Origin of the sequence: Burkholderia contaminans (genome assembly GCF_029633825.1) — a bacterium.
GTDB lineage: Bacteria > Pseudomonadota > Gammaproteobacteria > Burkholderiales > Burkholderiaceae > Burkholderia > Burkholderia contaminans.
Genome location: NZ_CP090644.1, coordinates 117,767 through 143,007 on the forward strand (window position 1 = coordinate 117,767; position 25,241 = coordinate 143,007).

The 25,241-nt window shown below is 60.2% G+C and carries 17 protein-coding genes and 4 pseudogenes; 13 read left to right on the top strand and 8 right to left on the bottom strand.

Features of this window, described 5'->3' with window-relative positions:
• The first annotated feature begins 651 nt into the window (after positions 1-651).
• The 7 genes and pseudogenes from LXE91_RS41765 to LXE91_RS41795 form a co-directional block, all read left to right on the top strand.
• The gene (locus LXE91_RS41765; RefSeq protein ID WP_027811105.1) at positions 652-1,563 is read left to right on the top strand and encodes an SOS response-associated peptidase family protein; all 912 of its coding nucleotides are present in this window, start codon (positions 652-654) and stop codon (positions 1,561-1,563) included.
• 72 nt (positions 1,564-1,635) lie between these two features.
• Positions 1,636-2,322: pseudogene (gene imuA, locus LXE91_RS41770) on the top strand (translesion DNA synthesis-associated protein ImuA); the annotation flags it as partial.
• Positions 2,246-3,652 (top strand): annotated as a pseudogene (locus LXE91_RS41775) (helix-hairpin-helix domain-containing protein); the annotation flags it as partial. The pseudogenes imuA and LXE91_RS41775, both read left to right, overlap by 77 nt.
• Before the next feature lie 157 nt (positions 3,653-3,809).
• A complete protein-coding gene (locus LXE91_RS43870; protein WP_395460142.1) occupies positions 3,810-4,148 on the top strand; it encodes a transposase in 339 nt (112 codons plus the stop codon).
• Positions 4,145-4,489 (top strand): IS66 family insertion sequence element accessory protein TnpB, encoded by a 345-nt coding sequence (tnpB, locus tag LXE91_RS41785; protein ID WP_027813734.1) that lies wholly within the window; start codon positions 4,145-4,147, stop codon positions 4,487-4,489. Before LXE91_RS43870 ends, tnpB begins: the two co-directional genes overlap by 4 nt.
• Positions 4,490-4,529: 40 nt before the next feature.
• Positions 4,530-6,122, top strand: coding sequence for an IS66 family transposase (gene tnpC, locus LXE91_RS41790; RefSeq protein ID WP_027813733.1), 1,593 nt, complete (start codon positions 4,530-4,532; stop codon positions 6,120-6,122).
• Between the two features lie 143 nt (positions 6,123-6,265).
• Positions 6,266-6,850, top strand: a pseudogene (locus LXE91_RS41795) (OB-fold nucleic acid binding domain-containing protein); the annotation flags it as partial.
• A 113-nt stretch (positions 6,851-6,963) separates the two neighbouring features.
• Here LXE91_RS41795 and LXE91_RS41800 read toward each other — a convergent pair.
• From LXE91_RS41800 to LXE91_RS41810, 3 genes are all read right to left on the bottom strand, one after another.
• A complete protein-coding gene (locus tag LXE91_RS41800) occupies positions 6,964-7,356 on the bottom strand; it encodes a hypothetical protein (RefSeq protein ID WP_143277549.1) in 393 nt (130 codons plus the stop codon).
• Positions 7,357-7,398: 42 nt separating this feature from the next.
• Complete coding sequence (locus LXE91_RS41805) at positions 7,399-13,182, bottom strand: RHS repeat-associated core domain-containing protein (RefSeq protein WP_223274425.1); 5,784 nt, start codon at positions 13,180-13,182, stop codon at positions 7,399-7,401.
• 282 nt (positions 13,183-13,464) lie between these two features.
• Positions 13,465-14,552 (bottom strand): IS3 family transposase gene (locus LXE91_RS41810; protein ID WP_085954460.1). Its coding sequence is split into 2 segments (ribosomal slippage): positions 13,465-14,291 and positions 14,291-14,552, totalling 1,089 coding nucleotides; the frame shifts between segments, so codons are not numbered across the junction.
• Positions 14,553-15,222: 670 nt separating this feature from the next.
• On the opposite strand from LXE91_RS41810, the pseudogene LXE91_RS41820 reads away from it, so the two are divergent.
• A pseudogene (locus tag LXE91_RS41820) lies at positions 15,223-16,039 on the top strand (helix-hairpin-helix domain-containing protein); the annotation flags it as partial.
• Between the two features lie 65 nt (positions 16,040-16,104).
• Here the strand turns inward: LXE91_RS41820 and LXE91_RS41825 are convergent.
• Together LXE91_RS41825 and LXE91_RS41830 are read right to left on the bottom strand one after the other, a co-directional pair.
• Positions 16,105-16,845 (bottom strand): SDR family NAD(P)-dependent oxidoreductase, encoded by a 741-nt coding sequence (locus LXE91_RS41825; RefSeq protein WP_027813519.1) that lies wholly within the window; start codon positions 16,843-16,845, stop codon positions 16,105-16,107.
• Positions 16,846-16,865: 20 nt separating this feature from the next.
• A complete protein-coding gene (locus LXE91_RS41830) occupies positions 16,866-17,774 on the bottom strand; it encodes an NAD-dependent epimerase/dehydratase family protein (RefSeq protein ID WP_027813520.1) in 909 nt (302 codons plus the stop codon).
• A gap of 90 nt (positions 17,775-17,864) precedes the next feature.
• Between LXE91_RS41830 and LXE91_RS41835 the strand changes: the two genes are divergently transcribed.
• Positions 17,865-18,749, top strand: a complete 885-nt coding sequence (locus LXE91_RS41835) for a LysR family transcriptional regulator (protein WP_027813521.1) — start codon at positions 17,865-17,867, stop codon at positions 18,747-18,749.
• 388 nt (positions 18,750-19,137) lie between these two features.
• On the opposite strand, the gene trfA is transcribed toward LXE91_RS41835, so the two are convergent.
• The 3 genes from trfA to LXE91_RS41855 all read right to left on the bottom strand — a co-directional run bounded on the left by trfA (position 19,138) and on the right by LXE91_RS41855 (position 22,374).
• Positions 19,138-19,995, bottom strand: coding sequence for a plasmid replication initiator TrfA (gene trfA, locus LXE91_RS41845; RefSeq protein WP_027813522.1), 858 nt, complete (start codon positions 19,993-19,995; stop codon positions 19,138-19,140).
• Between the two features lie 742 nt (positions 19,996-20,737).
• Entirely contained in the window at positions 20,738-21,703 is a 966-nt protein-coding gene (locus tag LXE91_RS41850) for a ParB/RepB/Spo0J family partition protein (RefSeq protein ID WP_027813523.1), read from the bottom strand.
• Positions 21,703-22,374 (bottom strand): nucleotide-binding protein, encoded by a 672-nt coding sequence (locus LXE91_RS41855; protein WP_027813524.1) that lies wholly within the window; start codon positions 22,372-22,374, stop codon positions 21,703-21,705. Before LXE91_RS41855 ends, LXE91_RS41850 begins: the two co-directional genes overlap by 1 nt.
• 465 nt (positions 22,375-22,839) lie before the next feature.
• On the opposite strand from LXE91_RS41855, the gene ligD reads away from it, so the two are divergent.
• The 4 genes from ligD to LXE91_RS41875 all read left to right on the top strand — a co-directional run bounded on the left by ligD (position 22,840) and on the right by LXE91_RS41875 (position 25,229).
• Entirely contained in the window at positions 22,840-23,826 is a 987-nt protein-coding gene (gene ligD / locus LXE91_RS41860) for a non-homologous end-joining DNA ligase (protein WP_223274426.1), read from the top strand.
• Positions 23,827-23,920: 94 nt separating this feature from the next.
• Entirely contained in the window at positions 23,921-24,163 is a 243-nt protein-coding gene (locus LXE91_RS41865; RefSeq protein ID WP_027813526.1) for an antitoxin, read from the top strand.
• Positions 24,160-24,570 (top strand): type II toxin-antitoxin system VapC family toxin, encoded by a 411-nt coding sequence (locus LXE91_RS41870; protein WP_027813527.1) that lies wholly within the window; start codon positions 24,160-24,162, stop codon positions 24,568-24,570. Before LXE91_RS41865 ends, LXE91_RS41870 begins: the two co-directional genes overlap by 4 nt.
• Before the next feature lie 299 nt (positions 24,571-24,869).
• On the top strand, positions 24,870-25,229 hold the full coding sequence (locus tag LXE91_RS41875) for a hypothetical protein (RefSeq protein ID WP_223274427.1): 360 nt from the start codon (positions 24,870-24,872) through the stop codon (positions 25,227-25,229).
• The last annotated feature ends 12 nt before the right edge of the window (positions 25,230-25,241 follow it).

Sequence of the window (25,241 nt, forward strand, 5' to 3'; positions counted from 1 at the left end):
TCTATCGCTACCGCGAGGATGGCGCTTGCGCGGATCCGCCGTCGTGCCGTCTTCTGCCGGTATTTGGTGTCTCATTCGCTGGTTTTCGGCCTGGATTCTGACGCCGTGTCGCCGCCTAGCCGTTCGCAACTGTGGATAAGTGCATTTAACTGTCGGGACGGCTCGCCGTTAAGTGTCGGGGCTTAGTCAGAACCTATCTCTACCTATACCCCATATCGACCCGCGGCAATGCCGCGGTGTCACGCGGGCTTCGCCCGCTTGGCAGGAAACCCCCACGGGCTGCATGCGCTTTCCACCGGCAGGCCGTAAGCGCTACGGCGGCCGCTGGCCGCCGCACCGCTAACGGCGCGACAAAAGATTTCGGGGCGCGTCAAAGCCGCACCCCGAAATCAGCGCGCGCGCGTGCGCGCCCGACTGCCCGCAAGCACCATCGACTATCCTCGGCAGCTTAGCTTTCAGAGAGGGGGGGTATCTTAATACGCAACTAACGGTCAAATGGATCGCCCCCACCAAAATTTTCCCTGCCGCTCCACACCCCCATGTCTACAAGAACGGGGCCGCCCCCAACCCGAGTGGAATCCTCACAATTCTGTTCAGCCCGTGCCTGAGCGCGATACTCTGTCGGAAGAGCAATGGTTATGGGAGGCGACGATGTGCTACTCGGCCAAGATCCAGGCGAACTATCGAGAGTACGTTCGACGTTACGGCGCCGACATGGACATCGAGACGTTCCGGCGCATCTTCTTCGCGCGCGCATCCGGGGCTGACATCAAGATCCCGAAAGCTGTCGACGCCGCGTTCGCAGGTGTCGATGATGAGATCACTACCGCGATCGCCGCGTATCGAAACCAGCGAACACGCGAGCTGGAGACCGCTCTGTTCGAGCAACGCGCGCGGCTGGCCGCGGCCGAGAAAAAGCTCGCCGCGAAGATCACGAAGAAGGCCAGCGAGGACGTCCGAATCGCCACGAACAAGATCGATGCGGCAACGCGCGGGCTCGACGATCTTCGCCGGCAGGACCTGCAGGAGCGTGATTCGCGGATCTTCCCCGGCTGGTATGCGCCCGTGCTGATCGAACTCGACGGCAAGCGCCTGATCGTGCCGATGCGGTACCGCTGCCGTATTCCGGGCTGGACCGAGGCGGAAGAAAAACAGAAGCAGGGAAGCTACAACGCGCGTTTCGACTCGCTCGGCACCGCCTGGCGCAAGGTGTTTGGCTTCACGCACGGTATCGTGCTCGCCGACACGTTCTTCGAGCACGTCGACCGAGACGGGAAGGACGTCATCCTGCGTTTCGATCCGACACCACCGCAGCAGATGCAGCTCGCGTGCTTATGGACGTGCACCGAGATTCCCGGTGCCGACGACCTCTGGTCGTTTGCGGCGATCACCGACGATCCGCCGCCCGAAGTCGCGGCCGCAGGGCACGACAGGTGTGTGATTCCGCTGAAATCCTCGAACGTCGACGCCTGGCTCGCACCGGATCCAAGCCGGCGCGCGCAGTTGCGCGACATCCTCGCCGACCGCGAGCGGCCGTACTACGAGCACCAGCTCGCTGCGTAAACCCGGGGGTTGGAGGGACGGTTATCTCTGTCATATACTGTACAAACATACAGTATTTTGCGAACCGACCCCATGCACCCCGCTCTCGCCCATCCAGAAGCAATCCATCCGAGTTTATGGCGAGCCAGCCAACTGGCGCGCTCGAGCGTGCGCGGCGTCGACACGGGCCATCCGGAGTTGACGGCCGAACTGCCCGGCGGCGGATGGCCGCCCGGCGCGCTGATCGAACTGCTCGCGCCGCAGCCTGGAATCGGCGAACTCCGGCTGCTGGCGCCGGTGCTCGCGCGCGCGGCCGGCAAGCCGGTCATGCTGATCCAGCCGCCGCATGCGCTGCAACCGCTGGCGCTCGCGTATTGGGGTATCGATCCGTCCGGCTTCGTGATGCTGCCGGCACCGCGCTCGGCCGACGCGCTGTGGGCCGCCGAACAGGCGCTGCGTGCTGGCACGTGCGCCGCCGTGCTGCTCTGGCAGTCGCACGTGCGCGCGGACGCATTGCGGCGGCTCAATCTGGCCGCGCAGAGCGGCCAGGCGCTGTTCTACCTCTTCCGGCCGGCGGCCGCCGCGCGCGACGCGTCGCCGGCGCCATTGCGACTCGCGCTGGCACCCAAGCGCGACGGCGTCGACGTCACGTTCGTGAAGCGCCGCGGGCCTGCACGCGATACGCCGCTGTTCGTTCCCTTGTCCCCCTCGCCGATTCGTCGATTTCGAACATCAGCGTCGCGAAGAGGTCATGCAGTACATCTACCGCAAGTACGGCCGCGATCGCGCAGCGCTGACGGCCGCCGTCACGACGTACCGGCCGCGCAGCGCTTTGCGGGAGGCCGGCAAGGCGCTCGGCGTGGATCCGGCGATCGTCGAACGCGTTGCGAAGCAGCACCACTGGTTCGATTCGCGCGCGGATCTGCTGCAGCGGTTTGCCGAGGCTGGCCTCGACCCCGACGCGCCGCTGAATCAGCAGTGGGCCGCATTTGCCGCGCAGCTGCTCGGCTATCCACGACACCTGTCGCAGCACTCGGGCGGCTTCGTGATCAGCCGCGGCAAGCTCACGCGCCTTGTGCCAGTCCAGAACGCGAAGATGGTGGATCGCTCGATCATCCAGTGGGACAAGGACGACATCGAGGCGCTCGGCATTCTCAAAATCGACGTCCTGGCGCTCGGCATGCTATCGATGGTGCGCCGCGCGCTCGACATGATCTCGGAGAAGCGCGGCGAGACGTTCGAGTTGCAGGACATTCCGGCCGAAGACAAGGCGACCTACGACATGCTGTGCGACGGCGACAGCATGGGCGTGTTCCAGGTCGAATCGCGCGCGCAGATGTCGATGCTGCCGCGACTGCGGCCGCAGTGTTTCTACGACCTGGTGATCGAAGTCGCGATCGTACGGCCGGGCCCCGTGCAAGGCGGGATGGTGCATCCGTTTCTGCGCCGGCGCCAAGGGCTGGAGCCCGTCACGTTTCCATCTGAAGGCATGGAGAAGGCACTGGCGCGCACACTCGGCGTGCCGATCTTCCAGGAGCAGGTCATGCAGGTCGCGATGCTCGCGGCCGGCTTCTCCGCCGGCGAGGCCGACCAACTGCGCCGCGCGATGGCGGCATGGAAGCGCAAGGGTGGACTGGAGCCGTACCACGAGCGTCTGGTGAGCGGCATGCTCGAGCGCGGCTACGATCGCGAGTTCGCCGAGTCGATCTTCGCCCAGATCAAAGGCTTTGGCGAATACGGCTTCCCGGAAAGCCACGCGGCCAGCTTCGCGCTGCTCGTCTACTCGAGTGCATGGCTGCGTCGACACGAACCGGCCGTGTTCCTGGCTGCGCTGCTCAATAGCCAGCCGATGGGCTTTTACACGCCGTCGCAGCTGCTGCAGGACGCGCGGCGCCGCGGCGTTGAAGTGCTGCCCGTCGACGTCAACGTCAGCACATGGGATTCGGCGATCGAAGGGCCGACAACGTCGGCGCCCGTGCGCCTCGGCTTCTCGCTGCTGCGCGGCATGCGCGAGGACGTCGCGAGCCGGATCGAGCTCGCACGCGCGGCGCGGCCATTTGCCGACGTCGCGGATCTGGCGCGTCGCGCCCAGCTTGATCGTAAGCGACTCGGCCCGACCGTTTCCCGATGCTGATTTTGCTGGCGCATGATAGTCGCGTTTAGATTGACGGAGACGGTCAGCTATGCCGAATGCAGCGCGCCCGGCCCATCGCACGTATGCGCGGGCATTCAAACAGCAAGTGATCAGGGAAACGTTGGAACCAGGCATGTCGGTGTCGATCGTCGCGCGGCGGCACGACATCAACGCCAACGTCGTGTTCGGGTGGCGCAAGCAATATCGGGAAGGCAAGCTGGAACTGCCGGGACTCGAAGCTGCGCCGTCGGCCATGACAGGCACGGAGTTGCTGAGCGTTGACGTGATCGATTCGGTGTTGATGCTGCCAGCGCCGCAGCCTACGGGAAACGCGACGTCGAAGGTGACAAGCGGCGTACCGATGCCGACGCCCGTGTGCGAGATCGAGGTGGAGATCGGCAAGCGGCGCGTGAAGATTCGCGGCCTGTCTGCTGAGCGGGCCGAAGCGTTCCTGCAGGAATGCCTGAAGTGATCACATTGCCGGCCGGCACCCGCATCTGGCTTGCTGCGGGCGTCACGGACATGCGCTGCGGCTTCCAGGGGCTTGCCACGAAGGTACAGGCGACGCTCGAGGAGAATCCGTTGTGCGGCCATGTGTTCATCTTCCGCGGACGTCGAGGCGATCTCGTGAAGCTGCTTTGGGCCACCGACGACGGGCTCTGGCTGCTGTCGAAGCGATTGGAACGCGGCCGCTTCATCTGGCCGCAAGCCGATGGCGGCAAGATCTCGCTCACGGTCGCGCAGTTGTCGATGCTTCTCGAAGGCATCGATTGGCGGCAGCCCCGCCGTACGGCACCTCTGTCGATGCTGTAGGTGTTGTAAAACCGCTCGGGAGGCTCGTAAACTCCGGCGCATGCCGAATCTCGACGATCTGCCCGACGATGTCGCTGCACTGAAGGCCATGCTGGCTGAGGCTCGCGCGTCGGCCATCGAACGGGAACTCGAGATCGAACAGCTGCGCCGCGACATCGCCGCAAGCGATCTCGAGATCACACGGTTGAAGCTCCTGATCGACAAGCTCAAGCGAATGCACTTCGGCCGCAAGTCGGAACAACTTGCCCGAGAGATCGAGAAGCTTGAGCTCCGGCTTGAGGATTTGGCCGCAGGCAGCGGTGTCGCCGACGTTCAGCACACAAAGGTCCGACGAGAAAGGTCCACGACTAGCAGCGATCCGGCCGTACGTGAGCCGCTGCCACCGCACCTTACGCGAGAAGATCGCGTGCTCAAACCGGATTCGATCTGCCCCAAGTGTGAAGGTGCTATGCAGTGCCTCGGCGAGGACGTCTCGGAACAGCTCGCCCGTGTTGCGGCGATGTTCAAGGTGATCCGCACGATCCGGCACAAGACGGTCTGTCCGGCCTGCGGCCACATCGCGCAGCCACCGATGCCGGGACTGCCGATCGAGCGCAGTATCGCGCATCCGAGCTTGCTTGCCGACATTCTGGTGTCGAAGTACGCAGATCATGCGCCGCTGTACCGACAATCGGAAATTGCGGCGCGCGACGGGGTGACGCTTGACCGCGCCAGCATGGGTCGCTGGGTCGGACAGTGTGAGGCGCTCTGCCGCCCGCTGACCGACGCGCTGCGCCGGTATACGATGGCGGGCACGAAGTTGCACGCGGACGACACGCCGATCCCCGTGCTCGCGCCAGGCAACAAGAAGACGAAGACCGGGCGACTCTGGGTGTACGTGCGCGACGACAGCCGTTCGGGCTCGACGGAGCCGGCTGCGGTGTGGTTCGCGTACTCGTGCGATCGCAAAGGCATCCATCCTCAGACGCATCTCGCCGGATTCGAAGGCATCCTGCAAGCCGATGCCTACGGCGGCTTCGACGAGTTGTACGTAAGTGGCAAGATCCGCGAGGCTGCTTGTTGGGACCACGCGCGGAGAAAGTACTACGAGATCCACGCGAGCACACCGACGGACGAGACCCAGAAACTGCTCGAGATGATCGGCGAGTTCTACGGCATTGAAACCGACATCCGCGGCAAGCCGCCCGATGAACGGCAGCGCGTGCGGCGTGAGAAAAGCAAGCCGCTGCTGGACGCCTTCGAAACGAGAATCCGGGCCAAGCTCGCGACGCTGTCGCGCAAGTCGGAGCTGGCCGGCGCGATCCAGTACTCGCTGAATCACTGGACTGCGCTGACGCTGTTCTGCGAGGATGGGCAAGCCGAGATCAGCAACGCGTTGGCAGAAAACGCCCTGCGTTGCGTGAGCCTCGGGAGAAAGAACTTCCTGTTCGCTGGTTCCGACAGCGGGGGTGAGCGGGCCGCCGCGATGTACAGCTTGATTGGTGCGTGCAAACTCAATGGCATCAACCCGCGCGCCTATCTGGAATACGTCTTGACCCACATCGCTGATCACGTCATCACCCGCGTCGACGAACTGCTGCCTTGGAATGTGGTCGACAAGCTGACGTCGGTCAGCTCGCATGGCACTGCCTGACTGCTTCATAGATCCAGATAGATCGTGCCCATGATCCACGATCGTGGGCACGATCTCACGTGATCCTCACGGAACTCCCCAAGCTCTCACATCATGCCCCATGCGCGCGCGAATATGGAACTGGTCGCGCCGAGCCGCTTACGCTTGATCGGCACGACCTGCAGGTGCTCGCAGGTGCGAACGCACTTCGCTCGCTCGCCGGCGATAACCGACGCGACGCGCTCTGGCTGGCTGCCGCTGCCGTGCCTGATCGAGATCTGCTGCGCGGCACCGAATGTGACGACGCGGCGCCGGCATTGCCTCGGGCATCGGAGGGTCACGAGATCGTGACGGACTATCGAGCGATGGGCTTCACGCTCGGCCGGCATCCGCTGGCGCTGCTGCGCGATCGCCTCGCGCTGGATCACCTGCAGTCGGCAGAGCAACTGGCGACGTTGCGCAGCGGCCAGCTCGCGCGCGCGTGCGGATTGGTCACGGTGCGGCAGCGGCCGGGCACGGCGAACGGCGTGCTGTTCATGACGCTCGAGGACGAGACCGGCCAGGTCAACGTGATCCTCTGGCCCGGTCTGCTGGAGAAATTTCGGAAGGAGGCGCTCGGCGCCGCGTTGCTCGCGGTCTACGGCGTGTGGCAGGCCGAAGGGAACGTGCGGCATCTGATCGCCAGCAATCTCGTCGACAGGAGCGAGTTGCTCGGTGCACTGCCAACGACGTCAAGGGAGTTTTGCTAACGCTTACGCGTTCTCCATGACGATACTAAAGCGGCGTCTTGTATGCGCTGTGCCAAATCGTGAGGGCACCCCCTAGCTTAGCGCAAGCTTCACCGCGATATTGCACACCGAACCTAAAAGACTCGCGAATCTTTCGGGCCACCCCATGTGATCGACAAGCCATCAGGATTGAAGTCAGCGGCAATTTTTCCCCCGTCATCCTTATAAACCTCCAGCTCGTCGATAAATCCATTTTTCAATATCAATACGAAATTAATATATGGCCCATAATTTCGCACTGTGTCGACATCCTCTTGGACAGCCGTTATCAGAGGTCCGGTCGCGTCACCGTATTTTTTATCACTGCTTGTCACGAGGCGGAGCGATCCCTCTTCATCAATTGGACTTGCGCGTGCAGCTAATATCTGTGCCATTAAGATATCGCCATTCGGCACCCCACAGGTCGCCATCCTGCGCAAGAGGGCGACTTCCAATTGACTCAGCTCTCGAAACTGAGAAATATTCATTCGCAAACTCCCAATGCCCGTCCCACATAGAAATTTAAGTGTTTAATACGGAATCCCAGATGGCCGATAAAAGTACGTTCCAATATTTACATCACCAGACGGTAACGGAAAGACGCGATAAATATAGTTCGGTGTGACGCCCCAAAATGGGCCACCCACATCCCCTATTGGAGGAAGATGGGCGCCGATCTCTGCGCGCGCGGCATCCGGATCGCTTACGTGTCTGTCGCCGTGCCCCCATATATAACTACCCGCAAGTTGAAACGAATCCGTACCTACGATCGTGCCAGTCAATCCGTCCGGGTCGGACCGATTGACCGGGTTGTTTCCGACATATGCATACAGGTTTTGATCATCGCGACTGCCAACAGGGTCGGTCTGGAAGAATCGTCCCAGCCCCGGTGAATAGAACCTCGCTTTATAATAGTACAGTCCGAGCGAACCGATCAGTTGCTGCCCCGTGTAGCGGAACCGCGTGCCACTCGTTGCGTTCGGCTCACCAAACGGACCGTAGGTATAGATTGCCGTTTTGGCCCCCGATGTATTCGCCGTCGCGACGACGCTCCCCAGTTGATCCGTGTAGAACCAATTCTTGTTCGTGGTCCCTGATCCTTCGTACCAAACGAGCGGATTGTCTGCACCGGAACCATGAACATAGCGCCGGAGGATATTGCCCGACGAATCGTATTCGGCGACGAGTTTCGTGTCGTCGTACAGCATGTTCGTCGTGAGACTGCCAAGACCGTTCGGTTCAACAGTCTGGCGCAGGCGACCTTCTGCGTCGTACGCAAGACTCACTGTTGAGAACAATCCAGTAGTACCAGATACGAGGCGATTGTCGAGATCGTAACCATACGACCAACCGCTGTAGCTAGCCACGTTTCCGTTGTTGTCGTACCCGACAGAACCGCCAGCAGCCGTCGTGTAACGATTCAGGCCATCCGCGGTATAACTCTGGCTACCGGTCGTTCCACCGCTCCACTGGTACGCGAGGTTGCTCGGTGTGACGCTGGTTACATCCAGAATTTGATTACGTGCGTATACGAACTGCACCTGGTCGCCCGGCGCAGTCAACGCATTCGTCAGCGTTGCTAGCCCACCTTGATTGTCGTACCCGCGTTGAATCGACGTTCCATTCGCGAACGTGAGGGTGGTAGCCCGGCTCAGGTCGTCATAGGTGTACGTTGCGAGTGCTGTGCTTCCGTTCTCCTTGATCACACTCGGCCGATTCAACGCATCGTAGCTGGTAGTCGTATTGAACCCATCCGGCCACGTCGTCTGGGTCCGATTTCCTGCGGCATCGTACTGGAAATTGAGCGTTCTTCCCCCCGCCGTCGTGTTGAGCAATCGACCTGCGTTGTCCCAAGCATAGGACACCGCGTAACTGCCGTTCGCGTACTGCGACGCGGTGCGTAGTCCGCGCAGGTCATAACCGAACTGAACATTGTTAGCGCTGCTCGGATAGGTACGTGCGGTCAGGCGGTTCAGGTTATCCCAGGTCTGGGTGATCGTGCCCCCGCTACGTCTGCGGATGGTAACCACGTTCCCGTTCGGATCGTAGGTATAGCCGTCGTAATCATTGCTGTTCGCCGAGCCTGGTGTGTTGGCCAGCGGGTAGTATCGGTTCGTCAGACGGTCGAAACCATTGTATGCATAGACGGTCAGATTGTTCTTCGCATCAGCGCTCGAATTGAGTTTACCGTTCGGCGTATAGGTGTATTGCACATAGTTCTGTTGCTGCGCCGTGCCTGTCGCTTTCTGGATGGTGTTGATCGAATCGTCGACGTTGTACACCGTCGTCGTCACTCTGTTCCCCCCGTCTGCAGCGGCAAGATACTGCGTTTGCTGATATGGCCGATCGAGATCGTCATATGCCGTGTCGGTGATCGGCACTGGTGCTGCCTCTGTTGGGCAAGTCGTCGCCGATGCAGTCAGCGAAGGGCCCCATGCCCGGATAACTTTTCCTGTCGCACTGTACCGCGAGCAGTTTGTCAACCATTGAGCGCCGATCTGCCGGGCGACAGCAATTGGCCGGCCGTCCGCATCATAGGTGGTCTGAGTTTGCTTCCCCAGCGCATCCGTGACCACGGTCGGGCGCCGTTCGCTGTCGTAGCTAGTCGTCACCGTATCGGTCACGTCAGTACGCGGCCCGTCCACCACGGTCAGGTTGCCGATGTCGTCATAGGTGTACGTGGTCGTGAGATTCAGTGTTCCCGTGCCGGCGTCGACTGTCGTGGTCGCGGGCACTTCGTGGTGCGCCCAATCATAGGTCCGCGTCGTCGCAGTGGAATTCGATGCGCTCGTCTTGACCGTCGTCTTCCACAAGAGATACATCGTCGGGAAGCCCGTCGGTGTCCAGGAATAGTAATCATAGGCTGTCCATGGCGCTACCCCGCTCGCGTCAACCGGCGAGGTAACGGTCGCGATGTCGCCCCAGGGCGCATAGGTGTACGTCGTGGCATTGCCTCGCGCATCGGTTTCAGTTGCAACCTTGTTGTAGGCACTCTCATAGGTGAAGCTTCGAGTGAGCGGTGCGAGACCTGAGCCGGATGGTGCGAACTGCGTGATCGACTTCACGTTCTGCGTGCAGCGTTTCTCCGAGCTCGCACAGGATGCATCGTCGTACGTGTACGAGAAGCCATTCCCCTGAGGCAAAGTCTTGGTAATCAGCCGCCCCTGTCCGTCGTAAGCGAATTGGGTGACGTTGAACAGCGGATCCGCTTGCTGCAACACATTCCCGAGCACATCGAGATAGCTGAGCCTCGTGATACCACCCGGCGCAGATTCAAGAGCTCGCGATCCAGCGAAATAGTAGCTGTATGTCTTGCCTCGCGCGTTCGTCTGCGTTTGGACTCGTCCAAGGCTGTCATAGACGTTCGTCACGCCGGCGGTGGACGGGAAGCTCGGATAAAAGATTTGCGTTATCTGACCGGGCAACCCATAGCCGTATGTCGTGCTCTTCGACAACGTGTCGGTGAAGGTCGTCAGATTGCCATTCGCGTCGTAGCCATATTGAACCGTTCGAGCGCCGTCAGAGACCTGGCTAATCCGTCCGTTCGTATAGCTGAAATTTAGTGTGCGCCAGAAGCCGTTGCTGACGCTGGTCAAGTTGCTTCCGGTGTAGCTGTAGTTGACCTGCGTGCCGTTGGCGTCTTTGTAGGTATCGATGTTCCCCGACGAATTGAAGTGCATCGAGTTATGGTGAACGGTGTCGTACGTGTAAGTGCCATCCCCGTTCAGTATCAGCTTCGAAGAATTCCCCGGGGGTGGGTTGAAACTACCGTCCGGCAACTTCACGAACACCTCGCCATTCAGACCTTGTGTGACGATCACGGTATTGTTGATCAGCTGATCGCCGAACCACCGTTGCCCCAAAGTCGCAATGACCAATTTTTCAATCGGGTGTGACGCATCAGTAAGCAGATCCGACGACGCCTTCATCTCGACCAACGCGGCTACCGCATCGAGCGCTGAATCTTCCCCCATTCCCTGATAACCGTCGGAATTTACCTTTGCGGTCACGCTGAAGTTGTGAGCCCAGCCCTTCCCAAGCACACTGTCCTGATTCTTGGCGCTCGAACTATATATGCGGCTGAAGGTGAGGCGCTGCGGAAAGAGGCCCACACCTGACGATAGGTCATCGCGGCTGTACGTAAAATTCCCGGCCGCCAGGCCGATGGGGTCGGCAACGAAATTGAATGGCTCGCCTTGGAGAGACGTCCCACCTTGGAGAGACGGCGCAAATCGGAAGCTGCCATCGCTTAGGACGGTCACCGGAAGGTTGTACATCGAAGGCGGAAACGGCGACGCGACCTGCGCCAACGGGGAAAGGGTGGAGAGAAACTGACCCAGGGTCATGTATCCTCCGGCGAGGTTCCCCGTGATCAACGCACCCAGAAATACGGGGCTCTGCACGTAGTAGCCAGCACCCGTCCAGCTGTTCTCAGTCAGATCACAGTGTTGCGGCAAAACCAGGCTGAACCCGCTAGACAGGTAAGAACTGAAGGTGCCGTAGTAAGCGCTGCAATTCACCAAATTCGGTTGAACGGCGGTAGCATAGTTTGCCGATGTTGCGTTGTAGATCGGCTGCCCGGCCGCCGCAGCCGTATCGATCAACTTCACCGTAGACGCCGCTGAAACAGAACTGATCTGTTGCACAACAGTCGATTCCAAAATGCTCGAGTGCATCCCCTGTAGGAAAAAGGCCATGGTCTCGCTATTCGAGTCACCAGAGACGCTCGCCACTGAAAATGTGCCGCCGGGCAGGTCCACGTAGGAGGACGCACCGGTATAACCTGCAACACCGATATCGTGATGAACCAGGAACGTGGTGTTGGACAAGCGCTCGCTTAGGGACTGCATCCGAGATGTTTGGCCAAGCCAATGTGCGGCGACAACAGCCAAAGTGGTTCCCCCCACCGCCTCCGATGTGTCGGCCGCGCCCGCCGCTCGAAGGTTGCCGAGCGCGGTTTGATAATAGTTCGGCAGGCCACGACCGGTCGGTCCCCACGCATTCGCAATCGTGAACACGTTTCCGGGTTTCGCGACAATCGTTTGATTGATGGTCAGGTTTGCAGCTGTCGTAGCATATGCGTTGTGCGTCGCTGTAAGGGTGAGGATCGTGGACGCACCAGAAGGAGGGGCCGTGCCAGGACTTCCCACTGCAGAACCGTCGAGGGTGAGGATCGGCTGATTAGTAGAGTTGTACGTGATGGTTAGCCGATGACCGTAGATCGCATCCGACGAGTAGGTCTGATCGATCCCCTGATATTGGATCCGCAAAGTCGGCTTCATGGATATCGGAACATCCGTCTGATCCTGAAGCGCATAGACCGTGTTTTGCAGCGGTGGCGATGTGTAGTGCGGAATCGCCCCGTAGATCAGATCGATTGATTTGCCGCCAACCACATCGTCGACCGTAGCCGCTGGCATGTTCGATCGCAAATACGTCGCGAGGTTATTGGCGTAGGTCGTCAGGTTGTTTCGAATGTTCGTGCGATTGATGTTCTGTGCATAGTCCGCGGTGATCGTCGCTCCGCTCTTCGCCGAATTCAGGAACGTCGGTGCGTCGTAGCCTGTCGTGCTCGAACTGGCGAGATTGATGCCGGTCTTGAATGAATGAGTTTTGTAGCTCGGATCGAAATAGTAGGTCGTACCGTTGATGACCGTCTTTACCCAGACGTGCCCCACTGACACGTCAACCAGTGCAGATGTGTTACCAGGACACTGCCCGGGACTCACTGCCGTCGCCCCATAGATTGGAAATCCGCCGTCGCCTAGCAGCTTCAGGATTCCACAAACATTTGATGTATCGACGCCGTAAAGCGTGTTGAATTGTGCTGCCGTGTACTTGATCACCCCTGTCGTGAAGCTCGCTGTATAGCCGGATGCTCGGAGGAGATCGACCATCAACATCGCTTGATCATAGACGGTCCCCTGATTGTCCAGCACGGCGCCAAATGAGCCCTTCTGAGTACCGTATACCGGATACACCTCGACGTTGTTGCGAACGTATTGATAGATGACGTCCGGGTTATAGTTGAGTGCGCGAGCAAGTTCGGCAATCGATGCCGGCCCTTGAGGACTTCCGTTGCCGCCCGCACTCATGACGTTGGCACGTGCGCTGCGCGTGGACGGTGCAACGGTTTTCGTATTGACCGCTGCGCCTTGATTGACGTTCGGCGGGAGGACGACTCGCGAGCGGGATTGCTCCCACTCTTTACCGGAGATCGGAAACATATTGACTGCATTTCTCCCCGGCCCCTGCGCATTAGCGAGTGCCGAAATATCCTCCGGAGAATACGCAATCGCAGGCTTCCCGCTCACGAAGGTCACCGGCTGCCCGACGCCAGAGGGAGGTGGCTCCTTTCCAACGTAGTGCTTCGAAGACTTCGGTGCAGTCGGCTGTGCACCCAACATCCAATCCGCTGGCACCTTTTTGGCGGTTGGTGGCAAGGCGGATTGAATAGGGCTAGCAAGAGTGTGAGATCCGAGAGCCATCAGGGCACTCAGAAGGAAGACACGCACTGACTGCCGGAAATCGACGCGCGGAAACGTGGGCATTACATCGGTAATCCCCCCGCTTTTAACGCGAGTCAGAAGTAGAGACTATGCCGCGGCCATGAGCCGCTGTTTCGGCGTCACGCCGCCAAGGCCCATGTTAGGGCGCTCGTGATTGTATTGCCACATCCACTCGGTTGCGAAGTGCTGCACGTGCGCGAGGTCGTCCCAGTAGTACTGCGATAGCCATTCATAGCGCACTGTCCGGTTGAATCGCTCCACGTAGGCGTTCTGCTGCGGCTTGCCAGGCTGGATGTAGTTCAATGAAATGCCCTGTCTGGTGGCCCACTGCGTGATCGCATCGCTCAAATACTCTGGACCGTTGTCGCAGCGTAACGCCATCGGTTTTCCCCGCCAGCCGATGATCTGCTCCAGTGACCGAATGACGCGCGCCGAGGGCAACGAGAAGTCGATCTCGATTCCCAATGCTTCTCGGTTGAAGTCGTCGATCACGTTGAACAGCCGGATACTGCGGCCGTCCTTCAACTGATCGTGCATGAAATCCATCGACCATACCGCATTCACCGACGCCGGCACGATCAGCGGCTCCGGCGCCTGCCGTACGAGCCGCTTGCGCGGCTTGATGCGCAGGTTCAACTCCAGTTCTCGATAAATCCGGTACACGCGCTTGTGGTTCCAGCCGAAGCCCTTCACGTTGCGCAGATACAGGAAACACAGCCCGAAGCCCCAGTTGCGATGATTGTCGGTCAGCCGTAGCAGCCAATCGGCAATCTGTTCGTTCTCCGCATTGCGCTGCCGCTCATAGCGGTAGCACGTTTGGCTTATGCCAAATGCCTCGCATGCAAGCCGGATCGACACACCCCGGCTCGCTACTGCTTCTCTGGCCATCTCGCGGCGGGTAGATGGCCTCAGTCTTTTTTTGCTAGCGCCTCCGCGACGATCTCCGCCTTGATCTTCTCTTCGACATACATCTTGCGCAGTCGCGCGTTCTCCGCTTCCAGCTCCTTCATCTTGGCCATCAGCGACACGTCCATCCCGCCGTACTTGCTGCGCCAGTTGTAGAAGGTCGCCGTGCTAACGCCCAGCTCCCGACAAATCTCCGGCACCGCCACCCCAGCTTCCGCGCGCTTGAGCGCTTCCATGATCTGGCTATCCGTGAACTTCGACTTCTTCATCGCGTAGAACTCCCTTTGCTGGAAATTCTACTTCTGATCCCGCCTACTGAACGGGGGTATTACCCATCCCCCGATAGGATTCTAAATACTTCGAACTACGAAATTAGATGAGCTGTTGTTGCGTGCTATGTGCTGTGACTGCTTACCTCGCTATGGGGATGTGGTGGAGACGGACGTTCGGTTTCCCGCTGCGTCGTAGTTGTAGGTAACCGTTGTGGTAGTGGAGCCGTTATTGAAAACGGCCTTTGTCAACCGGCCCAGCGGGTCGTACGTATAGGTGATGGAGCCGGACGTTGCGATAGCACTGACAACCACTAACGCCAGGGCTATAGTCCCTCGAATGAAACGGTGCATGACTCGTTCGCCATGGCGAACGCCAAGCTCGAATTTCGGACGACGCATATTGCCCCCGGGTGCATCCGTTGTAATCGTTTGTCGCAACGCGCTTAAGGCAAGAAAGTGGAACTTTCCCTACGCCTGTTTTGCACTTCGGCTCTCAGAATTTCTTTTCTGAAACATTTTGAAATAAACATATCAAAGCATTTCGTTCCCCGATACCTAGGGTATACGCCCAAACAAACGGAGGCTTCGTCCAGTACCTAGTCTAGAGCCGTGCGCCGCGTGCTCGGGTTCGGTACTCTGGGGCCCACGCCGTTCGATTGGTTCTCGCATATCCTCGCAGCTACCGCAGGACGCAAGACACCGCGGCGCTGCGGTGCTCCCGTGTCGACATCGACGGGAGCACATTGGATTCGGCGATCGAAGGGCCGACAACGTCGGCGCCCGTGCGTCTCGGCTTCTCGCTGTTGCGCGGCATGCGCGAGGACGTCGCCGGCCGCATCGAGCTCGCACGCGCAGCGCGCCCGTTCGTCGACGTCGCGGACCTCGCGCGCCGTGCGCAGCTCGATCGGCACGACCTGCAGGTGCTCGCGGGTGCGAACGCACTTCGCTCGCTCGCCGGCGATAACCGACGCGACGCGCTCTGGCTGGCTGCCCCCGCCGTGCCTGATCGAGATCTGCTGCGCGGCACCGAATGTGACGACGCGGTGCCGGCATTGCCTCGGGCATCGGAGGGTCACGAGATCGTGACGGACTATCGCGCGATGGGCTTCACGCTCGGCCGGCACCCGCTGGCGCAGCTGCGCGATCGCCTCGCGCTGGATCACCTGCAGTCTGCCGAGCAGCTCGCAACGCTGCGCAGCGGGCAGCTCGCGCGCGCGTGCGGAGTGGTCACGGTACGGCAGCGGCCGGGCACGGCGAACGGCGTGCTGTTCTTGACGCTCGAAGACGAGACGGGCCAGGTCAACGTGATCCTGTGGCCTGGACTGCTGGAGAAGTTTCGGAAGGAGGCGCTCGGCGCCGCGTTGCTCGCGGTCTACGGTGTTAGGCAGGCCGAGGGGAAAGTGCGGCACCTGATCGCGAGCAAGCTCGTCGACAGGACTGAGTTGCTCGGCGCCCTACCGACCACATCGCGGGAATTTTGTTGAGATCTCTCTCTGTGGCCCCTACCGAGAATCGATCCGGTATTCTTCCGGCCGCTCCCCCTCTTCCGTCATAGCCTCATCCAGCCACCATCGACCACTAGCGTCTGACCCGTGACAAAGCGGGCATCGTCACTGGTGAGGAAAGCCACCGGGCCGGCGATGTCAGCGGGTGTACCGAGTCGCTTGATGGCCTGCTGCATGTAGACTTGCGCCTTCTGCTCGTTCGGCATGCCGCTGGCACCTTCGGTGTCAGTGATGCCGGGATGCACCGCATTGACGATAATGTTGTCGGCCGCCAGTTCGTTGGCGAGCGCACGTACCAAGCCGATCGCGCCCAGTTTGGATGCGTAATAGTGCGAGAAACCCATACCGGGCGGGGTCACCATGCCGACAGCATCCGATCCGATCGTGACGATCGCACCGCGGCCCGCCTTGCGCATTAGCGGCACGATGGCACGGGCGCCGAGCACATGCGCATCGAGGTTCACCGCCATCACGCGGCGCCATTCGGCAGGCGTCATCTGGTCGAGTGTCGCCAGGGGATAAATGCCTGCGGCATGGACAAGGATGTCGACCCGCCCGAATGCCTGTTCGACTTGGCTGGCGACTGCGGCCCAGCCGTCTTCGCTCGTCACGTCGGCTGCAATGGCAATGGCGTCATGGCCGATCGCCATGGCGGCTTCGTCGGCCTTCTCGCGATTAACAATCACCACCTGAGCACCGCGTTGTGCGAGAAGATTAGCGATGCCGCGACCGATGCCCTGCTTGCCGCCAGTGATGATGGCGATCTTGTTGTCATGTGTCTTCATGAATGTGCTCCTTGGTTGGGTTAAGAAATCGCGAGCGCCCGCAGGCGCGGCTCACCGATTTCGGAAAGAAGGTCGAGTCGGGTAGGCTTCCAGCCCAGCTCACCCCGAGTTCGCGGATCGCGTGAGCGGCTACACGCCGAGTGAATCAGTGCGCCGAAGGGGCCGAATACTTTGACGGCCTCGTCCATCGACAGGCTGCGCGTCTTGACGCCCAGGTCACGCGCCACGGCTTCGGCAATCCATCCGTAAGCAATTTCGCCGGCAGCAGCGTGGTACAGCGCGCCGGGTTGCCCGCGTTCGATGGCCAGTGAGAACAGGCGTGCCAGGTCGTCGCCGTGCACGTTGGAATAGGCGGCAAGCCCGGACCCGATGTAGCAGGCCGCCCCTGTGAGCGCGACCGAGCGATACACTTGGGCTACCGGGCCGTTGTCCCCCGGGCCCCAGATTAGCGGTGGCCGGATCACCATGCTGCGCAACTCACGCCGAGCGGCAGCGCGGACGATTTCTTCCGCCTCGACCCTGAGAAGTGCCAAAGGCTCCGGCACGAAGGAATCATCCTCCGCGAAGCTGTCCGGGCTCCACGCACCGCCCGTTCGCTGCATGAAGACACCGCTTCCTGAAAGAAAGATCAAAGTCTTCGCGCTGCCGGCAAGCGCGTCGCATAGCCTCCGGATAACAGCCGGCTCGCGCTCAAAAGCGACCTGGGCGGCATAGACAATGACGTTAGCCGAGCAAGCTGCAGCCAGTACCGGTGCGAGATCGGTGTCGAGATCTCCGTGCACGGGCTGGACGCCGACGGCCCGCAGAGCAGATTCTGCGTGGCTGGAACGCGCGAGCCCTGACACCTCTTGCCCTTGCGCAACGAAATGTCTTGCAAGGGTGCTTCCCACAAATCCTGAGGCGCCAATGACAAAAATATTCTGTGACATGGAAGACTCCTTTGCCATGCAGCGTAGGGTCTATCCATCCACCTGAGAAGCCTATATTATTCGATACAAACCATCTACGGAAAAGATACATTGCTGGACGGTGTTTCCCTCGATCACTTGCGTACCTTCGTCGCTGCAGCAGACGAGGGCAGTTTTTCGGCGGCGGGCCGAGCGATCAGCCGCGCGCAATCGGTAGTGAGCCAGACCATTGCCAATTTGGAAGCGCAGCTCGGCGTCACCTTGTTCGAACGCGTCGGCCGCTACCCCCGCTTGACGGCACACGGAGAGAACCTGCTGGTGGATGCGCGCCGCGTCGTGCTGGATGCCGACGCCCTGAAGGCCAAGGCCCGAAGCTTCTCCGCCGGCCTAGAGCCCGAACTCTCCATCGTCGTCGATGTCATGTTTCCGCAGCAATGCCTGACCGATGCTTTGAGCAGCTTTAAGCAACGCTTCCCGTCCACGCCGCTCAGGCTCCATGTCGAGGCGTTGGGTCGGGTGGCGGAACTTGTGCTCAATGGTCAGTGCAGTCTCGGTATAACCGGGACGCTGCCGTTCCTTCCCCCTGGACTTGCTGCCGAGCGGCTGTTCAGCGAGGAAATGGTCACGGTAGTGGCCCCAGGATCGCCCCTAGCCGGTAAACGGGGCGCTATCGTGTTCCGGGAGTTGTTGAATGAAACACAACTCGTCCTCACCGACCGCTCTACCCTGACTCACGGCGTCGACTTCGGAGTGCAGGGAAAGAATATTTGGCGGCTCGCCGATCTCGGCGCGAAGCACGCTTTCTTGCGCGCGGGACTCGGATGGGGGCACATGCCGCTCTGGCTTATCAAAGAAGACCTGAAGGAAGGACGCTTGGTGCGTATCGTATTGGAAGGGCCTTCGGCAGGTTTAATGCCTTTCCAGGCAACCTATCTCACTGATCGCTTGCCCGGCCCTGCTGGCAGATGGTTGCTGGAACGCTTCGCGCCAACCTGACCATATTTCGGTACACCCCTGCAGTCGAGCGAGCAGCTGGCAACGCTGGGCAGCGGGCAGCGCGTGCGTACGGACTGGTAACGGTACGGCAGCGGCCGGGCACGGCGAACGGCGTGCTCTTCATGACGCTCGAGGACGAGGCGGGCCAGGTCAACGTGACCCTCTTCCGGACTGCTGGAGAAGTTTCGGAAGGAGGCGCTCGGCGCCGCGTTGCTGGCCGTGTACGGCGTTTGGCACGCCGAAGGGAAAGTGTGTCACCCGATCGCTAGCAAGCTCGTCGACAGGACCGAATTGCTCGGTGCCCTGCCGACGACGTCGCGGGAGTTTTGCTAGTCGATCATCACCAAACTACAAGGCGCGTCGTTGGCCGGCGAACACCGCCTCATTTTCAGGCCGCAATCGCGCCACGCGACGACGCACGCACGACATGCACCAGGTCGTTCTTGTCAATCGTCCAGCTGACCAAGAAGCCCTCTTTCACGAGTTCGTCGAGCGCCTTCTTCAAGTTCGCGCGAAAGTGGAACAACTCTTTCGTCTGCGAACCGCATTGACGATGAAGGAAACGTACGGAATGCGCGAAAGGCACTGCATGGGTGTGGTAGTACGTATGCAACCATTTTGACAACTCATATCGCAGCCGCTGACGCTGCTCACGCGCCAGCCGCGTGTAGTCGTCGTCAGAGAAAAGCGCGACGATTTCCGGTTCGACGTACGCCACCCACCGCGTCTTGCCGTCAGTTCCCGTCTCGGTGCCTTCCTTCCACAGGAATTTACGGATCAACGACCCGACAAACCCCTTTTTGTTGCCCGTGAAGCGAACCTTAACTTGCCCCGCTTGCAACCGCTCCAGCGTTGTCACGAGCCTGTCGTAACACTTTACCGACGTGCCCCAGCCAAGCGACTTCAACACGCTGTAGCCTGTGAATTCCACCTTCTCGTTCAGCTGAGTATCACGGGCCAGGTGAAGCACTTCAAGAAAGACGTCCGCGTCGTCCTGTCTAAGCTCTTCCCCGCTAAACGAAATTTCGACGCCATCAACGCTAGCGATCAGCGCCTTCTCCATTCGGCTACGCGGCGCATTCGATTTGTTCACGTTGAACAGTGCCGAGCGCGCGAGCGCGTTTGGCATCCCACGAACGTTCGCCGGCCACAGTGGAATCTGTGTCGGATGGGATTGCGTTTCCACACCCGCGCTGCTAGCGCGGGCTGCGATCGCTTTCACCTGGTCGACGATGGAATTTGCCATGCGAGAAGTATAAGTACGTGAATTTCGCCATCAAGACCCTTGTCTCGTCTCTCCAGCGATGGTTCAACAAAAAAACTACGGGACTATCGTGCCTCCAGCGAGGTATCACGGTGCATTCGTCACTGCAGCGATGTTCCTCGTTCCTCCAGCGTGAAGCCCCTATCGTGCCTGCAACGAGGTCAATCGTGCCTCCAGCGAGGCACCACTCGTATCGCCAGCGATGGCACTATCGTTCTTCCAGCGAGCGAGCCTTACAAAAAACACCTTTGTAATCAATCGCCTACCTCTGTTGTCCACAGAGCCTAATCTTCTTTTAATCTTTTTCTAATCGACCGATCCATCGTTGTAAGCACGATACCTCCGCGCCAACAGAGTCGCGTCGGAGCGGCAAACCATCGCTGGAAGAACGACAATGCTGGAGAAAGTAGTCCTCTCGACCATCGCTGGAGAGACGACCCCCGCCCTATCAGCATCGCTGGAAGAACGAGACAATACCGTCAAGCGGCAGCGCTACAAGGTGAGTACACACTCTCACGCAGATGCCCGCCGCATATAGAGCATCGCTGGAAGAACGTCACCCTCCATCGCTCCAGAGACGAGTCCAAACGACTAGGCGACGCTGGCTTCCATCGCTGCATAACCGATAGTCGTTTTTGCTCGGTCACGTGAGCAATGTTCTCCAGCGTCATCCAGGGGACACCCCGATATCGACCCCAACTCCCTTCACGGTCTAACAGTCGCGCTATTCCTTCGGAAAGAGAGCCAAGATCTTTTCGGTGATCTCTGCCGCGACGTCCGGCGCCAAACCCTTCAGCTTCAACTCGATCCGGCCATCTTCCTCGAACGACTTGAACTCCCCCTTCGCTCCACGGAAGGACAGTTGCTCGCGCGTAGACCGCGGCCGCTTAACCGTCCCTTTTGCCGCAGCCTTTCTGCGAGCGGCGACATCGCGGTACCCGATCCCGGTCTTAGCAGCATCGAAGATCAATTCGAGGGTCTCTTCTTCCCCTTTCACTTCCCAGAACTCTCGAATTGCGTTCAGCATTTTGAGAGAGAGAAGTTCCGGATACTCGGCGGCGGCTTGAACGATCTTGCTCGGCAATTGAGCGAGCGACAGAGTCCGACTCACATGGTCTTCCCCGAGATTGAGCGCTTTGGCCAGAGCCACTTGTGTCGGATAAATCTTCCGCGAAAGCAGCTCTTTCCATTTGAGCGCGTCATCGAGCGGGCTTTGATCCTTACGCTCCACGTTGGCAGCGCGTGCTTCTTCATACAGTTCCCGCTCACTCGCTGGTTTCGGACGAATCTCCACCCGCAACGTCGGGAGCCCGGCCGTTCGAGCCCCGCGAAGGCGCCTCTCTCCGTCAATGAGCACGATGTCCCCCACTTCATCGACATACGCACTCGCCGACTGGCCTTGCCCCCGCGCCGCTAGCGACTCCGCCATCTCTGATACAGCAGAAGCTGTATAGATGGCTCTCGGATTGACAGAATTTGATTTAATTTTGCCAATCGGAACTTCATACGTTTGCCCGATCTCATATCTGGTAGGCTCTTGGCTCGAGCCAACTTCGCCTCCCCGAAGCTGCGAGATAGTTGCCACCGGCGGCGCCATGCGGGGATCGCCCACAATGGGAGCCAACGAAGCGGCATCCTCCACCGCCGCGACTCGCTCGACCGCTACTGATTTTTTCTTAAAAGTAGCCATTACTTGACCTCCGTACCGTTGATCCGTTCGATGATTTCCCGATAGACCGCCTCCATCTCGTCGATCGCCTTCTTCGATCGATCACGGCCCTTCAGCTCATGAACGGCCCGGCCAGTCTTGCCCGTCGCACGCCAAGCTTCTCTCTGCGGAATCTGTGATTCGAAAAGTCGAATGTCTTCGCTTTTCAAATATGCCCGCAATTCCGCAGTCGCCTTCGATCCTTCAACCGGCGACACCCGAGTGAGCACAACGTACGCGGGGATCTCACCGCTTTCATGCCGCGGCCCCATTTCTTTAAGGGTCGCGAAGACATTCAAGGTCGACTCCACTTCTTGTTGATCTGGCCCACAAGGGACCAGCACGAGATCGGATAACAGTGCACATTCAAGCATCGTCCGATAGTTCTGCGCGCCGATGTCCACCACGACGAGGGTGTACTTGTTGGCGAGGTTTGCGAGTTCCCGGGCCGGATTAGCCGGGAGAGCGAGCACTGGAATGGCTGGTGTAACGCCCTCCTCATTTCGGATTCGCGACCAACTCATCGCAGAGCCCTGTTTATCAGTATCCAGAAGAACGACATCCACGTCTTCCGCGGCAGCCAGGGCTGCTATGTGCGTTGCTAACCGCGTTTTAGCAACACCTCCTTTTTCCGCCCCAATCGTGATGACCATTTCACCTCCACTGGAAAGTGTTTGTTTCAACGCTCGGAGTTTTATTCCTCAGTCAAAATAAGTCAATCAAATAACTATATTTTTTTGTGATCTTTACAAAATGTGGTCAAGTAACAACGATTCGGAGCGAAAATGCTACCGACTTGGCCCGAGCCAAGATCGGAGATCCCATGTTGGATGATTCGCCATGAACCACACTTTTAAATAGTTTTGGCTCGAGCCAAGATTCGCGGAAGCAACTCACTGAGATTGGGGTGGCTACGATTCCCGCCGATCCAGAACAGTTCATTCACCCTCTGGACGGCTCGATCTTGGCTCGAGCCAAGATCGGCCTGGCCTAGTCAGGCGCCCCATGCAACAGGCATATAGATTGCCCGCATACCTGCAAAGCGAGGAGGGCATATGGGGCGGTGGACAAGTGAGCTCGGCATCCGTGCCCGGACGCCAGTAGCCAAAAATGAACGCATGCCGGAATTCATCGAGCCGTCGCTGGCCGTGCTTGCTGCAGAACCTCCAACGTCGGGAGAGTGGGGATATGAGATCAAATTCGACGGCTACCGGATGCTCGCGCGTATCGACGCTGGTGACGTTCGAATCTTCACTAGGAACGGCCACGACTGGACCGCCCGACTACCGCACCTGAGGTCCGTCCTTGAACGATTGCCGGTCGACCGTGCGTGGCTTGACGCGGAGGCCGTCTGGTTCGATACAGAAGGGCGGCCAAACTTCAACGGCCTGCAGAATGCGTTTGATAGACGTCGAACTGCAGGGATTTCGCTTGTCGTCTTCGACCTGATGTGGCTTAACAACAATGATCTCCGGCCGTGGAGGTGGCGTGAACGCCGAGCCACGCTAACGAAGCTCGTTGCCGATATTCTCGGCAACGAGGTGCGCTTCTCTGAGGCGGTCGATGCCGACCCCGACGCCATGCTGGCCTCGGCGTGTGCCCTTGGTCTAGAGGGAATCATGGGCAAGCGGGTGGACGCGCCGTATCGCTCGGGAAGAACGGACCGCTGGATCAAACTCAAATGCAGTAAACGCCAGGAGTTCGTCATTGGGGGATTTTCGCGCCGTAAGGGCGCCGCCGGGGGCGTGCGAGCGGTTCTGCTCGGCGTGTACGAGGAGGGCGGACAACTGCGGTACGTCGGGCACGTCGCGCCGCGCTTCGCGCCCCGCCAGGCACGGGAATTCGAAGACCGCCTTGCATCCTTAGGCCGCAAGCGCTCGCCGTTCGTCCGCGCGCCGGAACCCGAAGCCGATCGCGAGTTCCACTGGCTGAAGCCGGAACTCGTTGCCGAAGTAGCGTTTCTCGAGTGGACGCCGACCGGACAGTTGCGTCATCCGTCGTTTCGTGGGCGGCGCGCCGACAAGCCTGCACGGAGCGTGACTCGCGAAGACCCGCGCGCGCCGAAACGCCCCCACAGCAGCAAGAGATTGCCCTCCAAGCAGTAAGACCGATCAATCGGTGCGCTGAGCGCGTTGCGAACTCGCGTCGGTTTGTATATGCTGTGGCATATGCCATTCTGTTTGAATTGGAGCTACCCCGATGCCAAACCATGACACCCGCCACGCGCGCCTGTTCCGCAACGGGCGGAGCCAGGCCGTGCGGATCCCGCGCGAATTCGAACTGCCGGTGTCGGAGGTCACCATCCACCGGGAAGGTCGCCGCTTGATCATTGAGCCCGTAGAGGCCGCGCCCTTGCGCGAGCTGTTCGCCCAATGGACCCCGCTGGACGAGATCTTCCCGGACATCGAGGACCTTCCGCCTGAACCGGTCGATATCGAATGACGCTGTACCTGCTCGATACCAACATTTTGTCGAACGTGATCCGCGACCCGCGCGGCGCATGCGCCACCCGGATTGGAGAAACGCCGCCCGAACAAGTGTGCACCTCGATCATCGTGGCCGCGGAATTGCGGTTCGGCGTCTGGAAGCGTGGCTCGTCAACGCTCGCGCAGCGCGTCGAGCAGCTGCTCGCAAGCCTGACCGTGTTGCCGCTGCAACCGGACGCGGACCGCTGCTACGGGCGGTTGCGGGCCGAGCTCGAGAAGCAAGGCCAGTTGATCGACGCCAACGACATGCTGATCGCCGCGCATGCGCTGGCCGTCGACGCCGTGCTGGTCACGGACAACACGGCTGAATTCACCCGTATCGCGGGGCTGCCGGTCGAAAACTGGCTGCGGCCGGCGACGTAACGCGGCGTGGCGGCCGCCGGCGGTACGATGGGCGCCACCGACGCACGACAGCGCGCCTGAGAACAGAATAGGAGCGGGGATGAACGGATTCGGCGGTGCGGCGGTTTTTGCCTTTTCATTGACTGTCGGGTGCCTCGCGCTCGGCTGGAGCGTACCGGCGGGAGTAACGTTCGCCGCGTGCATTGTGTGCACGGTCTACGCGTCCCGGGGCGAGCACTGAGCGCCGGCCGACCGCCGGGCGAACCAGGTATGCCGATCGCCGTTCTGCGATACGTGGGCGTGGCGAAGGAGATGGCGAAGTGACAACGCCGATGACGGCTGTCCAGCAGATGTTCCTCGAGTGGTGCATCGGCTACATGAAATTCCGGATCGCGGATGCGATGTCGGTCGGCCTGATGTCCCTCGAGGCCGAGCGCTACGACGCGCTGTGGACCATGCTGCAGAAGGGGCGGTACGGCTTCCCCTGCGACGACATGATCGAGACCGGCCGGCGCCTGTTTCCGGACGCGCCGAACGCACCGGAGGGTTCCGGGCTCGACGCGGCCTACGAGCGCGTGTGTACGGCCCTGGACGACTGGTTGCCGAGCTTTGTCATCCCGCCCGGCCAGGTGTCGTTCCTGCCGGATCCCGAACTGCCGGACGGTGAGCCCGCTGCGTGAGTGGCCGGCACG

What these genes read in the sequence shown, in the direction of transcription:
- LXE91_RS41765 (WP_027811105.1), top strand. Translation starts at nt 652, where the DNA reads ATGTGCTACTCGGCCAAGATCCAGGCGAACTATCGAGAGTACGTTCGA.
- LXE91_RS41865 (WP_027813526.1), top strand. Translation starts at nt 23,921, where the DNA reads ATGCCAAACCATGACACCCGCCACGCGCGCCTGTTCCGCAACGGGCGG.
- ligD (WP_223274426.1), top strand. Translation starts at nt 22,840, where the DNA reads ATGCCGGAATTCATCGAGCCGTCGCTGGCCGTGCTTGCTGCAGAACCT.
- LXE91_RS43870 (WP_395460142.1), top strand. Translation starts at nt 3,810, where the DNA reads ATGTCGGTGTCGATCGTCGCGCGGCGGCACGACATCAACGCCAACGTC.
- trfA (WP_027813522.1), bottom strand. Translation starts at nt 19,995, where the DNA reads ATGGCAAATTCCATCGTCGACCAGGTGAAAGCGATCGCAGCCCGCGCT.
- LXE91_RS41800 (WP_143277549.1), bottom strand. Translation starts at nt 7,356, where the DNA reads ATGAATATTTCTCAGTTTCGAGAGCTGAGTCAATTGGAAGTCGCCCTC.
- LXE91_RS41825 (WP_027813519.1), bottom strand. Translation starts at nt 16,845, where the DNA reads ATGAAGACACATGACAACAAGATCGCCATCATCACTGGCGGCAAGCAG.
- LXE91_RS41870 (WP_027813527.1), top strand. Translation starts at nt 24,160, where the DNA reads ATGACGCTGTACCTGCTCGATACCAACATTTTGTCGAACGTGATCCGC.
- LXE91_RS41850 (WP_027813523.1), bottom strand. Translation starts at nt 21,703, where the DNA reads ATGGCTACTTTTAAGAAAAAATCAGTAGCGGTCGAGCGAGTCGCGGCG.
- LXE91_RS41830 (WP_027813520.1), bottom strand. Translation starts at nt 17,774, where the DNA reads ATGTCACAGAATATTTTTGTCATTGGCGCCTCAGGATTTGTGGGAAGC.
- LXE91_RS41855 (WP_027813524.1), bottom strand. Translation starts at nt 22,374, where the DNA reads ATGGTCATCACGATTGGGGCGGAAAAAGGAGGTGTTGCTAAAACGCGG.
- tnpC (WP_027813733.1), top strand. Translation starts at nt 4,530, where the DNA reads ATGCCGAATCTCGACGATCTGCCCGACGATGTCGCTGCACTGAAGGCC.